The 12,528-nt window shown below is 68.9% G+C and carries 15 protein-coding genes; 11 read left to right on the top strand and 4 right to left on the bottom strand.

The genetic code is table 11. From position 1 onward, the window contains the following. From PO768_RS25275 to fliR, 11 genes are all read left to right on the top strand, one after another. On the top strand, positions 1-603 hold a 603-nt coding region (locus PO768_RS25275; protein ID WP_272648242.1), incomplete at its 5' end, for a FliH/SctL family protein. Continuing rightward, complete coding sequence (gene fliI, locus PO768_RS25270) at positions 600-2,036, top strand: flagellar protein export ATPase FliI (RefSeq protein WP_272648241.1); 1,437 nt, start codon at positions 600-602, stop codon at positions 2,034-2,036. The genes PO768_RS25275 and fliI, both read left to right, overlap by 4 nt. Before the next feature lie 34 nt (positions 2,037-2,070). Next, on the top strand, positions 2,071-2,532 hold the full coding sequence (fliJ, locus tag PO768_RS25265) for a flagellar export protein FliJ (RefSeq protein WP_137943297.1): 462 nt from the start codon (positions 2,071-2,073) through the stop codon (positions 2,530-2,532). Between the two features lie 17 nt (positions 2,533-2,549). Beyond that, complete coding sequence (locus PO768_RS25260) at positions 2,550-3,872, top strand: flagellar hook-length control protein FliK (protein WP_272648240.1); 1,323 nt, start codon at positions 2,550-2,552, stop codon at positions 3,870-3,872. Between the two features lie 114 nt (positions 3,873-3,986). Continuing rightward, positions 3,987-4,556: a flagellar basal body-associated FliL family protein gene (locus PO768_RS25255; protein ID WP_137943299.1), complete on the top strand. Its 570-nt coding sequence runs from the start codon at positions 3,987-3,989 to the stop codon at positions 4,554-4,556. A 12-nt stretch (positions 4,557-4,568) separates the two neighbouring features. Beyond that, complete coding sequence (fliM, locus tag PO768_RS25250; protein ID WP_137943300.1) at positions 4,569-5,573, top strand: flagellar motor switch protein FliM; 1,005 nt, start codon at positions 4,569-4,571, stop codon at positions 5,571-5,573. Beyond that, entirely contained in the window at positions 5,563-6,000 is a 438-nt protein-coding gene (gene fliN, locus PO768_RS25245; RefSeq protein WP_137943301.1) for a flagellar motor switch protein FliN, read from the top strand. The genes fliM and fliN overlap by 11 nt, the downstream gene beginning before the upstream one ends. 93 nt (positions 6,001-6,093) lie before the next feature. Continuing rightward, positions 6,094-6,450 carry a FliO/MopB family protein gene (locus tag PO768_RS25240; protein ID WP_272648239.1) on the top strand — a complete coding sequence of 119 codons (357 nt, stop codon included), beginning with the start codon at positions 6,094-6,096 and terminating at the stop codon, positions 6,448-6,450. Beyond that, a complete protein-coding gene (gene fliP, locus PO768_RS25235) occupies positions 6,422-7,216 on the top strand; it encodes a flagellar type III secretion system pore protein FliP (RefSeq protein WP_442953299.1) in 795 nt (264 codons plus the stop codon). The genes PO768_RS25240 and fliP overlap by 29 nt, the downstream gene beginning before the upstream one ends. Positions 7,217-7,232: 16 nt before the next feature. Beyond that, on the top strand, positions 7,233-7,502 hold the full coding sequence (fliQ, locus tag PO768_RS25230; RefSeq protein WP_137943304.1) for a flagellar biosynthesis protein FliQ: 270 nt from the start codon (positions 7,233-7,235) through the stop codon (positions 7,500-7,502). After that, complete coding sequence (fliR, locus tag PO768_RS25225; protein WP_269841027.1) at positions 7,502-8,266, top strand: flagellar biosynthetic protein FliR; 765 nt, start codon at positions 7,502-7,504, stop codon at positions 8,264-8,266. Before fliQ ends, fliR begins: the two co-directional genes overlap by 1 nt. A gap of 24 nt (positions 8,267-8,290) precedes the next feature. On the opposite strand, the gene PO768_RS25220 is transcribed toward fliR, so the two are convergent. From PO768_RS25220 to PO768_RS25205, 4 genes are all read right to left on the bottom strand, one after another. Continuing rightward, positions 8,291-9,163, bottom strand: coding sequence for a DUF4394 domain-containing protein (locus PO768_RS25220; RefSeq protein ID WP_272648238.1), 873 nt, complete (start codon positions 9,161-9,163; stop codon positions 8,291-8,293). 123 nt (positions 9,164-9,286) lie between these two features. Next, positions 9,287-9,802: a YfiR family protein gene (locus tag PO768_RS25215; RefSeq protein WP_269841029.1), complete on the bottom strand. Its 516-nt coding sequence runs from the start codon at positions 9,800-9,802 to the stop codon at positions 9,287-9,289. Next, entirely contained in the window at positions 9,799-11,757 is a 1,959-nt protein-coding gene (locus tag PO768_RS25210; RefSeq protein ID WP_272648237.1) for a TonB-dependent receptor plug domain-containing protein, read from the bottom strand. Before PO768_RS25210 ends, PO768_RS25215 begins: the two co-directional genes overlap by 4 nt. Beyond that, positions 11,750-12,528: GGDEF domain-containing protein (locus tag PO768_RS25205; RefSeq protein WP_272648236.1), on the bottom strand; the 779-nt coding region annotated here is incomplete at its 5' end. The genes PO768_RS25205 and PO768_RS25210, both read right to left, overlap by 8 nt.

The raw sequence follows: 12,528 nt of genomic DNA, 5'->3' as shown, positions 1-12,528 counted from the left end.
CCCGCCCCGGCCGCCGCGCCCGCGCCACCGCCGACGCCCGAGCCGCGGATCGAGGAGTTGCTGCATGCGGCCCGCCAGTCCGGCTACCAGGACGGCTACCGCGACGGCATGGCCGCGCTGGATGCCTTCAAGAAGAGCTTCGCCCAGCAGATGAGCGCCCAGCTGGGCACGCTGGTGAAGAGCTTCGACGGCGAATTCCGCGCGCTCGAAGACCAGATGGCCGAGGCGCTGGCGGCCATGGCTGTCGAGCTGGCGCGCCAGGTCTTGCGCAGCGAGATCCAGCAGCGCCCCGAACACATCGCCCAGGTCGCTCATGACGCGGTCGAGGCCTTGCAGATGTCGGCCCGCCATGTGCGTGTGCGCGTCAATCCGGACGATTTGCCGCTGGTGCTGGAAGGCGCCGGCGAGGAGATGAAGGCCCGCGAGGCCCAGGTGCTGCCCGACCCCGAGGTCCCGCGCGGCGGCTGCAAGGTCGAGTCCGACATCGGCAGCGTCGATGCGACCCTGGCCGCGCGCTGGCTGCAGGTGACCGGCGCGATGGGCCAGAGCACGCTGTGGGAAGACCGTCGCCAGACGGACGCCGAACCGGAGGCCAAGGCATGAGCCAGGACCTGCAAGAAAGCCGTCGTGATCGCTGGACCCGCTATCTGGACGATCTGCAGTCCTTTGCCGCCACCCCGGTGGCGCTGGAGCCGCAGGGCAAGCTGGTGCGCGTGGCCGGCATGGTGCTGGAAGCCACCGGCGTGCGCGTGCCGGTCGGTTCGGTCTGCGAGATCCATCTGCCGCGCTCGGCCAACTCGCGCCGCGGCAGCCCGCCGGTCAAGGCCGAGGTGGTCGGTTTCTCGGGTGACCGCGCCTATCTGATGCCCACCGACGAGGTGCAGGGCCTGTCCAGCGGCGCGATGGTGCTGCCGCGCTTGTCGCCGCCCAGCGCCCCCAAGCTGGGCAAGCCGCAACACCCGTGGCGTCGCGACGAAGACCGCGGCCTGCACCTGCCGATGGGCGAAGGGCTGCTGGGCCGCGTGGTCGACTCGCACGGCCACCCGCTGGACCGCAAGGGACCGCTGGAGCGGGTGCAGGACCGGCCGATGATTCGCCGCCCCATCAACGCCATGGACCGCGACCCCGTGCGCACCCCGCTGGACACCGGCGTGCGCTCGATCAACGCGATGCTGACCGTGGGTCGCGGCCAGCGCCTGGGCCTGTTTGCAGGCACCGGCGTCGGCAAGTCGGTCTTGCTGGGCATGATGGCGCGCTACACCCAGGCCGATGTGATCGTGGTCGGCCTGATTGGCGAGCGCGGTCGCGAGGTCAAGGAATTCATCGAGGACATCCTCGGCGAGGACGGCATCAAGCGCTCGGTCGTCGTCGCCGCGCCGGCCGACGCGCCGCCGCTGGTGCGCATGCAGGGCGCAACCTATGCCACGGCCATCGCCGAGCATTTCCGCGACCAAGGCCAGCATGTGCTGCTGCTGATGGACTCGCTGACGCGCTATGCGATGGCGCAGCGCGAGATCGCGCTGGCCATCGGCGAGCCGCCGGCCACCAAGGGCTATCCGCCCTCCTGCTTCGCCAAGCTGCCCCAGCTGGTCGAGCGCAGCGGCAACGGCCAGCCCGGCGAGGGTTCGATCACCGCCTTCTACACGGTGCTGTCCGAGGGCGACGACCAGCAGGATCCGATTGCCGATGCGGCGCGCGGCATCCTGGATGGCCACATCGTGCTGAGCCGCGAGCTGGCCGAGGCCGGCCACTACCCGGCCATCGACATCGAGCGTTCGATCTCGCGGGTGATGAGCAATGTCGCCGAGAAGCCCCATCTGGAGGCCGCACGGCGATTCCGACAGCTGCTGGCCAAGTACAACAAGGCGCGCGATCTGATACAGCTGGGGGCCTATGCCCCCGGCCACGACCAGGAGCTCGATCTGGCCGTGCGCCTGCACACCGATATGAACCGCCTGCTGCAGCAAGACATGCACAGCCCCGCCCAGCTGCAAGCCAGCGTGGGCCAGCTCGAAGCAGTGGTTAACCAAGCCTGAAACCGGCCGATAAGCGATATACGGAGAGCTATTCATGAGCACCCAAGCCCTCACCATCCTGCTGGAGCGCGCCGAAGCCGAGCGCGACGACGCCCTGTCGCAGCTGCAGGCGCTGATGCGCCAGGCCGAGGCCGCGCGCAGCCAAGCCGACCAGTTGGGCCAGTACCGCAGCGAGTACCAGCAGCGCTGGACCCAGACCTTCGCGCGCAAGACCACCATCGACATCGTCGGCTGCTACCAGAACTTCGGCCTGCGCCTGGACCAGGCAATAGACCAGCAGGGTTCGGTCAGCCGCTACGCCGAGCAGCGCGTCGAGCGCGCCCGCGAGACCCTGCGCGAGCTGGAGATGCGCGTGGCCTCGGTGCGCAAGCTGCTGGAGCGGCGCGGCGCGGAACGCGCCCGCATGCTGAACCGCCAGGATCAGAAGGCCACCGACGAGCAGGCCGCCCGTGCGGCGCTGGCCGCCTTCAATCCGATGATGCGCCTGAGCGCCTGAGCGACCGGGAACCCGCGATGAACAGCCTTCATTCCACCAGCACACCGTTCCTGGGCCTGGGCGGCAAGCCACCCGCCGCGTCCGGCAACAGCCCCCTGCTCTCGGCCTCGGCCAACGATGTCGCCGCCAGCTTCTCGGAGCTGCTGCGCGGCAGCGGCGCCAAGCCTGCGGCGATGCCCCAGCCGGTCGAGCCGGTGCGGCCCTCTCCCACCCAGCAGGCCCAGCCCAGCCAGCCGGCGCCGCCGCCCAAGGCCGACGCCGGCCCGACCCAGGCTCAAGCGCAGGCCAAGACCGACCGCGCCAACAGCCAGGAACGCGAGACCCTGGCCCGCCAAAGCCAGGCCCGCAGTGCCCAGGCGCGCAGCGAGGCTGCGGCCGGCCGCAACGCCGAGCGTGCGGCCAAGCCCGAGACAGCCGGTGTCAAGGACGGCAAGGTAGCCGCTGAAGACAAGAACACGATCGACGGCCCGACCTCCTCCGAGACCACGGTCGAGATCGAAACCGAACAGAAGACCGCACAGCCGGGTGAACCGGCGCTCGCCGCCACGCTGACACCGCTGCCGATAGACGCCAAGGCCATCAAGGCCGGCGCGAACGAGGAAGGCAAGACCGAGGCCCGCAGCGGTGCCGCCACAGCCAAGAGCGGCAAGACCCAGCTCGCCGACATCGGCGGCAACGCGGCAACTGCCGCAGCCACCGGTGCAACAGCTGGCGCCAGCATCCGGGACACGACACCGGCCGCCGGCATCGCGCTCGAGGGCCTGCAGGCCAGCGCCGCCAAGCCGGCCGCGCCGGCGAGTGCTGGCAGCGCCACGCCATCGTTCGAGGCCGTGATGAACGCGGCCCAGGCCCAGCTGGCCCAGGGCGGCATCGACGCCAGCGGCCCCTCGGCCGCGAGCGCGCCGGCCGCCAGGCTGGAGCTGGCCCAGCCGCTGCACAGCCCGGCCTTCGGGCCGGAGATGGCGGCGCGCCTGAGCCTGCTGGCGGCCGAGGGCGTGCAGCAGGCCCAGCTGCATCTGAACCCGGCCGAGATGGGCCCGGTCTCGGTGCAGATCGTCGTCGAGGGCCAGCAGGCACAGATTTCCTTCCACAGCGACCAGGCCGACACCCGTGCGGTGCTGGAGAACAGCCTGCCCGAGCTGGCGGCCGCCTTGCGCGAGAGCGGACTGACCTTGAGCGGTGGCGGCGTCTTCCAGCAGACCCGCAATCCTGAAGAGCAGGCGCAGCCATCGGGTGATGGCCGCAGCGCCGTGCGCGCCAGCGCCGAGGACAGCGCCGTGCCCGTCAGCACACCGGTCCGCGCGACGGCCAGCCGGGGCGTGCTGGACCTTTATGCCTGAGCGGGCGTGAACATGATCGGCAAAACCCGGCTTTTCGGCGCTTGGCCCGGCCCATATGGCCGAATAATGCGAGTTATCGGCGGCCTGCACAGGCCGCGTTGACAAGGAGTTGATATGGCTACAGCCGCCGCCGGCGATGCGGCCCCCGCAGGCGGGGGCAAGAAGAAGCTCGTCATCATCGTGGTGGCCGTGCTGGTGCTGGCCTTGGTGGGTGTTGCCGCGCTGCTGCTGCTGAAGAAAAAGCCGGCCGAGGACGAAGACGGCGAATCTGCCGCCCCGGCGGCCGCCCATCACGCCGAGGTCAAGCCCGGCACGCCGCCGGTGTTCGTGCCGCTGGAGCCCTTCACCGTCAATCTGGCCGACAAGGAAGTGGACCGCTTTGCCCAGATCGGCATCACGCTGGAAGTGGCCGACGCCAAGTTCGCCGAGCAGCTCAAGCTCTATATGCCGGCGATCCGCAGCAATGTGCTGATGGTGCTGTCGCACAAGACCTCGGTCGAGCTGTTGACCCTGGAGGGCAAGGAAAAGCTGGCACGCGACATCATGCGCGAATCGCTGCGCCCGATGGGCATCGAGATCGACGACGAGGACGACGAGGGCACGACGACGAAGAAACGCAAGAAGAAGCGCGCGGTCGTCAGCCCGATCAGCAATGTGCTGTTCTCCAGCTTCATCGTCCAATAGCGATTCACCATCATGAATCAGCAAATCCTGTCGCAAGACGAAGTCGATGCCCTGCTGCAAGGCATTACCGGCGAGAGCCAGAAGCTCGAAGCGGAAGAGGAGCAGGTCGGCGGCATACGCGACTACAACCTGGCCAGCCAGGAACGCATCGTGCGTGGGCGTATGCCCACGATGGAGATCATCAACGAGCGTTTCGCCCGCAATATCCGCATCGGGCTGTTCAACTTCATCCGCAAGAGCCCCGAGGTCGCGATCGGCGGCATCAAGGTGCAGAAGTACAGCGCCTTCTTGCGCGAGATCGTGGTGCCGACCAACTTCAACATCGTCTCGGTCAAGCCGCTGCGCGGCAACGGCCTGATCGTCTGCGACCCCACGCTGGTGTTCGCGGTGATCGACTCGCTGTTCGGCGGCATCGGCAAGTTCCACGCCCGCATCGAGGGCCGCGATTTCTCGGCCACCGAGCAGCGCGTGATCCTGCGTCTGGTCGAGGTCATCACGGCCGAGTACAAAAAGGCCTGGATGGGCATTTACCCGCTGGAGCTGGACTACCAGCGCTCGGAGATGCAGCCGCAGTTCGCCAATATCGCCACGCCCAGCGAGATCGTGGTCTCGACCTCCTTCACACTGGAGATCGGCGAGACCAGCGGCACGGTCTATTTCTGCATTCCCTACTCGACGCTGGAGCCGATCCGCGATGTGCTCTACAGCACCACGCAGGGCGACTCCTCCGAGCCCGACCGGCGCTGGGTCAATCTGCTGAAGCACCAGATCCAGGCGGCCGAGGTCGAGCTGGTGGCCGAGCTGGGCCATGCCCCGGCCACCGTCGAGCAGTTGCTGGCCTTCAAGCCCGGCGACTTCATCGAGCTGGACCTGGACCCCATCATCAAGACCAAGATCGATGGCGTGCCGGTGTTCGACTGCCACTACGGCACCTCGAACGGCAAGTACGCCCTGAAAGTAGACAAGATGCTGACCGCCCCGGATGCGGGTTGGCTGGGAGCCCGCGATGCCACCTGATAGCCCCTCTCAAGACGAACAGGACGCGATGGCGGCCGAATGGGCCGCCGCGCTGGCCGAAGCCAAGCCGGCCGAAGTGGCCGACGAGGTGCAGGCCGCCGCCGAGCAGGTGGCGCCAGCCAGCTTCGCGAACTTCACGCCGACGCCCAGCAATATGCCGGGCAGCGACATCAATATGATTCTGGACATCCCGGTCCAGCTGACCGTGGAGCTGGGGCGCACCCGCATCCCGATCAAGAATATCCTGCAGCTGGCCCAGGGCTCGGTGGTCGAACTCGACGCGCTGGCCGGCGAGCCGATGGATGTGCTGGTCAACGGCTATCTGATCGCCCAGGGCGAGGTGGTGGTGGTGAACGACAAGTTCGGCATCCGGCTGACCGATATCGTCACGCCTTCGGAACGCATGCGACGCCTGAGCAAGGCCTGACCCCCAGAACCCGAGCCCAAGGCCCGAACTCTGGCCGAAAGCCCCGCTTCCAAGCGCGATTGACCGGGCCGGGCCCGGCCCACAATCGGCGGCATGAGCAACAACCTCCTGCCTATCTTCTGGTTCTTCGCCATCCTGGCGTTGATACCTGCCCTGCTGTGGCTGCTCAAGCGCACGCCGCTGGGCGGTGCAGCCGGCACCCATGGCCAGATGCGCACCGTCGCGGTGCTGCAGCTCTCGCCGAGCCAGCGCCTGGTGACGGTCGAGGTCGGCCAGGGCGAGGACCGCCGCTGGCTGGTGCTGGGCGTCACCGCGCAGCAGATCAGCACCTTGCATGTGCTGCCGCCGCAGCCCGAGAGCGCGGCAGGCCCGGCCACCGCAGCCCCGTTCGCGCAGATGCTGATGGCGCGGCTCAAGAAAGATGGCAGCGGAGACCAGCGTGCGCCCTGATCCCCGCCCTCTCGCCCGGCTCAGGCAAGGCCTGACCCTCATCCTCCTGTCGGCCGTCTCGGCCAGCGCGCTGGCCCAGGCCGGCGGTGCGCCCGCCACCCTGCCGCTGATCATCGGCCAGGGTGCCGGCGGCAGCAGCTACTCGGTGCCGATCCAGACCCTGCTGTTCTTCACCGCCCTGGGCTTTCTGCCGGCCGTGCTCTTGATGATGACCGGCTTCACCCGCATCGTCATCGTGCTCTCGCTGATGCGCCAGGCCCTGGGCACCCAGGCGGCGCCGCCGAATCAGGTGATCGTCGGCCTGTCGCTGTTCCTGACCTTCTTCGTGATGAGCCCCACCTTGGACAAGGTCTATGCCGAGGCCTGGCAGCCCTACTCGGCCGGCACCATCGGCTTCGACGTGGCCCTGCAGCGCGCCGAGGTGCCGATGCGCGGCTTCATGCTGAAGCAGACCCGCCAGGCTGATGTCGCGCTGTTCTCGCGCCTGGCCAAGCTGGAGGGCGAGATCAAGCCCGAGGACGTGCCCTTCAAGGTGCTGGTGCCGGCTTTTGTCACCAGCGAGCTGAAGTCGGCCTTCCAGATCGCCTTTCTGATCTTCATTCCCTTTCTGGTGATCGACATGATCGTCTCCAGCGTGCTGATGAGCCTGGGCATGATGATGCTGAGCCCGGTGCTGGTGGCCCTGCCCTTCAAGCTGATGCTGTTCGTGCTGGCCGATGGCTGGAACCTGCTGCTGGGTTCGCTGGCCGCCTCCTTCGTGACCTGAGCCCCGAGACAAGCCCATGGACGCACAACAAGTTTTCACCTTCGGCCAGGAAGGCCTCTACATGCTGCTGCTGGTGGCCGCGCCCATCCTGCTGACCGTGCTGGCGGTGGGCGTGCTGGTCAGCGTGTTCCAGGCCGCCACCCAGATCAACGAGGCGACCCTGAGCTTCGTGCCCAAGGTGGTCGCCGCCGTGCTGGTGATGGCGGTGGCCGGCCCCTGGATGGTGACCACCCTGGTCGAGTACATCCAGCGCACGCTGCAGACCATTCCGCAAGTCGTTGGCTGATGTTCAGCTTTACCGAAGCCCAACTGCTGCAGTGGCTGACGCCGCTGCTGTGGCCCTTCATCCGCACCTTGGCGTTGTTTGCCGGCATGCCCATCTTCAGCCAGCGCAATGTGCCGATGCGGGTGCGCGTGGGCCTGGCCCTGTTCGTCTCGCTGGCGGCCCAGCCCTCGCTGCCGCCGATGCCGGTGGTGCCGCTGGACTCGCCACCGCTGCTGCTGATGCTGATCGCCCAGCAGCTGCTGATCGGGCTGTCGCTGGGCTTTGCGGTGCGCATCGTGTTCGCGGCGCTGGAATTTGCCGGCGAGCTGGTGGGCCTGCAGATGGGCCTGAACTTCGCCGGCTTCTTCGACCCCGCCACCGGCAGCCAGGGTACGGCCAGCGCGCGCTTCTTCGGCGCGATGGTGGCGTTCCTGTTCATCGCGATCAACGGCCATCTGCTGCTGATCAATGCGCTGATCCAGAGCTTCACGGCCTTTCCGGTCGGCGACGAGCCCTTCCGTTTCCTGCGTGTGGCCCAGCCCCAGGTCTGGGGTGCGCAGATCTTCCATATCGGCCTGTGGATTGCGCTGCCGCTGATCACGATGCTGATGTTCGTCAATCTGGTACTGGGCGTGATTGCCCGCGTCGCGCCGCAGATCACCGTCTTCGCAGTCGGTTTTCCGCTGACCGTCAGCATCGGCCTGGTGGGCATGCTGGCCACGCTGCCGCTGATGCAGATGCCCTTTATGGTGGCGCTGGAACGCATGCTGGCCGCCTTCGGCTGAAGGCGACCAGAGCCTGGCACTGGCTCAGACGCGCGCTCGCCTGCGCACCACCCCACCGACCGCCAGCAGGCCCAGCAGCAACATCGCATAGGTCTGCGGCTCGGGCACCGCGCTGACCGTCAGGCCCGACAAGGTACCGTTGTAGGCGCCGGCCAAGCTGGCCTGCCCGGTGCTCAGATCGATGCTGTAGAGCGCCGTGGTCAGCGCCGGGCCGGCATCGACATTCAGCGCTGCCCAGGCCTGGCCGTTGCCGAGGATCTCGAAGCCATTGGCCCGCAGCACATCGACACCCAGCGAACCGATGGTCGTGATCGTGGGCGTGTTGAAGGCCGAGGAGGCGAAGGCCAGCGTGTCATTGGCACTGTCGATGTAGTACAGCGCGGTGCCGCCGGCCGGCGCGCCGGCCTGCCCCGGCATCGAGTTGGTATAGGCCACGGCGGTATAGCCCGGCGCCACGGTGTTGGCGGCATTGCCGACCGCACCGGTCAGCGCATTGACGGCGAAATTGCCGCCGGCCGAGCTGATCAGCCGCAGCGAGGCGCCGGTGCCGGCATCGGCCACCGGATTGAAGTCCAGGCCGTAGGCGAGATTGCCCTGGACCACGGCGCTGCTCAGATTGGCGACAAAGCTGGTCGCGCCGGTCATCTCGTCCAGTGTGTAGAGACGGTTGGACAAGGTCACGCCATAGATCTTGCCGTCCGAGGGCCGCGTGTCGATGCCGACGAAGCGATCACCGGCATCCAGGCCGCTGATGTCCTTGTTGACGGCCGCGCCGATATTGGCGGTGTCGAAGCGGGTGAGCTGGTTCTGGCTGTTGATGCCCACCAGGGTGACGGCCTGGGCGGCGCCGGCGCTCAAGGCGAGCAAGGCGGCTCCGGTACGAGCGAAGAATTGCATGGAAGAACTCCTGTGCGTATGCGCAGACACACCGGCCCGAGGCTCTCGAACCGGCGCTGCAGGCTCTGTACGCAGCCCGGCCCGGATGGATGCAGGACACTTCCCCCTAAGCTTAGGGGGCCGCTACCGCACCTCGCGCGCCAGCTTCAGCATCTGCGCGCTCAGCACCAGGCCACGGCGCCGGCTTTCGCTGAGGTTGACGCGAAACGCCAGGCTGTTGGGCTCCTGGATCAGGCCGATATCGGCGCCCGCGCGAAAGGCCTCGGGGCTGTCGGCCACCAGCAGCACGGGGCTGGCCTCCAGCGCCAGCATCCAGCGCCGCAGCTCGGCGCGCCCGAGCTCGCCCAGCACCAGCAGCTGGCAGTGGCGTGCCTGCTCGGGCCGCTCCGGCAGCGCCAGTTCCGGCAACAGCCCGCCCCAGGGCCTGCGCACCTGCTCGCGCAGCGCCGCCGCCAGCTCCGGCGACGTGCCGGCCAGGCATAGCGTGAAGCTGCGCAGCGGCGGTGGCGGCCAGCCGGTGAACTGGGCAAAGCGGTAGATAAAGGCCGCCTTCAGCCGCGCATCCTCGGGCACCGGCTCGTTCGCAGCGGCCGGTGCCGCCAGCAGCAGCCAGGCCAGCGGCAGCCAGAGCTTGCTCATGGCCCGAAGCGCCGGCTCAGACTCAGGCGCAAGACCCGACCCTCCTGGCGCAGCGGCAGCAGGCTGCCGGGCTCGGTGAACTCGGCGTAGCGCTTGTCGGCCAGGTTGTAGAGCCCCAGCACCAGCTCGCTGCGCGCCTCGACGGGCCACAGCAGCTGCAGATTGACGATGCCGTAAGCCCCCTGGCGCTGGTCCAGCACACGCCGCGCGCCGGCCGCCAGCCACTGGGCCGACACCCGCAGCGGCCCCAGCGGCTGGCTGGCCTGCAGCTTCAGCAGGCTGCTCGGCTGGGTGTTGAGCGCATCGGTGGCGGCGTCGCTGCGCTGCCGGTTCAGGCTCAGGCTGGCCGACAGCTCGCCGCCGCCGGCCCAGCGCCCTTCCAGCCCCAGCTCGATGCCGCGGCTGAGCAGCCGGGTGCTGTTCTCGTAGACCGGAAACTCGGGGCTCAGCCGTATCAGGCCGCTGATGCGGCTCAGATGCAGCGAGGCGCGCAAGCGCCACTGCGCACTCAGGCCCTGGTCCAGGGCCAGCTCCAGGCTGCGCACCCGCTCGGCACGCAAGGCCGGTGCGCCCAGCTCCTCGTTATTGCCGGCCTCGACGCGGTTGGCGCCGCGGAAGGCGCTGCCGTACAGCAGCTTGACCCCGGTCTGCGCGGCCGGGCTCCAGACCCAGGCCAGGCGCGGGTTGAGGCTGGCGCCCGCCGTTCGGCTGCGGTCGTGGCGCAGCCCCAGCACCAGGGTGTGGCGCGGCGCTAGCCGCCACTCGTCCTGCACGAACAAGCCCAGGCGCCGGTCGCTGCCGTCCCGTTCCACCCAGGGCGGCACGCCCAGGGTGCCGGCCCAGACCTGCTGGGCCGCATCGTGCTGGTACTCCAGACCCAGGCTGAGGAAGTGACGGGCGATCCCCTGATAGCCCAGGCGCAGGTCCAGCTGGCCCCAGCGGCCGAGGAACTGATTGCGGTACAGCGCCAGCGAGCCTTCGTCTTCGTCCGCGACATAGGGCGCGCTGTTGCGATAGAGCGCGCGCTGCAGCGCGATTGCGGCATACAGCTCCCAGTCTTCGTTCAAGGCACGCTCCAGCGTCAGCTGGGCGAAGTGATTGCGGGTCAGATCCAGCGAGGGCTCCAGGCGCTCGGGCTGCAGCGGCGACACGAACACCGGCAGCTGGCGGCGCCGCTCGCTGCTGCCCAGGCGCAGGTTCAGGCCGCGATAGGAAAAGCCCGCCTGCAGCCGGTTGCCTCGGTCGCGGTCCAGCGCGCGGTGGCGCGCCGCCAGCGCCGGCGGCGGCGACACGGCATCGGGCATGCGGTCCTGCTCGAAGCTCGACAGCCCGACCCAGGCCTCGGCCCCGTTGTCGCCGCGCCGGCCCAGCGAGACCGAGGCCTGGCGTTCGGAGCTGGAGGCCTGGCTGAACCCCAGACGCAGGCCCTGCAGGCGGTCGGCGCGCTGGGTGACGATATTGATCACGCCGAAGAAGGCATTGTTGCCATAGACCGAGGCACCGGGCCCGGGCGTGAACTCGACCCGCTCGATCAGCGCGATATCGACCGCCGCGTCGCGCCCGACCTGGGCCGCGTCGAGGATGTTGTCATTGAGCCGCATGCCGTCCAGCAGCACTAGCAGGCGCGAGTTGTACTCGCCGGCCCGGCCCAGGCCGCGCGCCGAGACAAAGCTGAAGATGCTGTTGCTGCTGACATAAAGCCCCGGCAGGCTGCGCAGCACATCGGCCAGGCTGCGCAGACCGAGCCGGGCAATGTCCTGGGCGGTCAGCACATAGGTGACGGCCGGCGCCTGGGCCTCGCTCTGGGCGAAGCGCGAGGCGGTGCTGACCTCGACCCCGCGCGAGGGCTGGTCCAGGCCCTGCTTGAGCAGCTCCTCCAGGCTCGGCGGATCGTCGGCACCGGCCGCAGCGGTGGCGGCCAGCAGACACAGCATGGCGCTCAGAGCCCTAGGCATGGCCGGCCCGCCTGAAGCAGTTCTTGCCGGCCCGCTTGGCCGCATACATCGCGGCATCGGCGCGTGCCAGCAGGGCAGCCGGCGTGTCGGCGTCGCCGGGGCAGAAGGCCAGGCCCAGGGTCGCCCCCACCGGCATCAGCGCGCCGGCCACCCACAGCGGCTCGCGCACCGCGGCGATCAGGCGCTGGGCCAGCGCTTCGGCGGCGGCGGCATCGGGCAGCTCGGGCAGCAGCAGCGCGAACTCGTCGCCGCCCAGGCGGCACAGCCGGTCATGGCCGCGCAGCACCGCGCCCATGCGCCGCGCCACCTCGCGCAGCACGCCGTCACCGGCCTCATGGCCATGGCCATCGTTGACGAGCTTGAAGTTGTCCAGGTCGATGAAGACCAGGGCCATCAGCTCATCGCGCTGCAGGCTCTGGTCCATCAACTCGGCCAGCGCGCGCTCGAAGGCCAGGCGGTTGGGCAGGCCGGTCAGGCTGTCGTGATGCGCCAGCTGCTGCAGCTGCTGGCCGGCGGCCTGCTCCTGGCGCAGGCGCTGGTTCAGACCTTGCTGGGCGGCCTCGATGCGGCTGAGCATCTCGTTGAAGCGCTCGCTAAGGCGCCCCACCTCGTCGGCGCGCCGCACCGGCGCGCGCCGGCCATAGTCATGGTCATGGGCCACCTGTTCGGCCAGCGCGGCCAGCTCGACGATGGGCGCCAGCGCCCGCCGCTGCACGGCCCGCAGCACCCGCGCGGCCAGCACGATGGCCAGCAGCGCCAGCACGCCCGTCA

Source organism: Paucibacter sp. XJ19-41 (assembly GCF_028462495.1).
Taxonomy (GTDB): Bacteria; Pseudomonadota; Gammaproteobacteria; order Burkholderiales; family Burkholderiaceae_C; genus Roseateles_E.
The sequence above is the reverse complement of the archived record's forward strand: the minus strand, read 5'-3'. Positions and strand labels throughout refer to the sequence as shown.

Coding starts and splice junctions, on each gene's coding strand:
- fliI (WP_272648241.1), top strand. CDS start 600: ATGAGCCAGGACCTGCAAGAAAGCCGTCGTGATCGCTGGACCCGCTAT.
- fliJ (WP_137943297.1), top strand. CDS start 2,071: ATGAGCACCCAAGCCCTCACCATCCTGCTGGAGCGCGCCGAAGCCGAG.
- PO768_RS25260 (WP_272648240.1), top strand. CDS start 2,550: ATGAACAGCCTTCATTCCACCAGCACACCGTTCCTGGGCCTGGGCGGC.
- PO768_RS25255 (WP_137943299.1), top strand. CDS start 3,987: ATGGCTACAGCCGCCGCCGGCGATGCGGCCCCCGCAGGCGGGGGCAAG.
- fliM (WP_137943300.1), top strand. CDS start 4,569: ATGAATCAGCAAATCCTGTCGCAAGACGAAGTCGATGCCCTGCTGCAA.
- fliN (WP_137943301.1), top strand. CDS start 5,563: ATGCCACCTGATAGCCCCTCTCAAGACGAACAGGACGCGATGGCGGCC.
- PO768_RS25240 (WP_272648239.1), top strand. CDS start 6,094: ATGAGCAACAACCTCCTGCCTATCTTCTGGTTCTTCGCCATCCTGGCG.
- fliP (WP_442953299.1), top strand. CDS start 6,422: ATGGCAGCGGAGACCAGCGTGCGCCCTGATCCCCGCCCTCTCGCCCGG.
- fliQ (WP_137943304.1), top strand. CDS start 7,233: ATGGACGCACAACAAGTTTTCACCTTCGGCCAGGAAGGCCTCTACATG.
- fliR (WP_269841027.1), top strand. CDS start 7,502: ATGTTCAGCTTTACCGAAGCCCAACTGCTGCAGTGGCTGACGCCGCTG.
- PO768_RS25220 (WP_272648238.1), bottom strand. CDS start 9,163: ATGCAATTCTTCGCTCGTACCGGAGCCGCCTTGCTCGCCTTGAGCGCC.
- PO768_RS25215 (WP_269841029.1), bottom strand. CDS start 9,802: ATGAGCAAGCTCTGGCTGCCGCTGGCCTGGCTGCTGCTGGCGGCACCG.
- PO768_RS25210 (WP_272648237.1), bottom strand. CDS start 11,757: ATGCCTAGGGCTCTGAGCGCCATGCTGTGTCTGCTGGCCGCCACCGCT.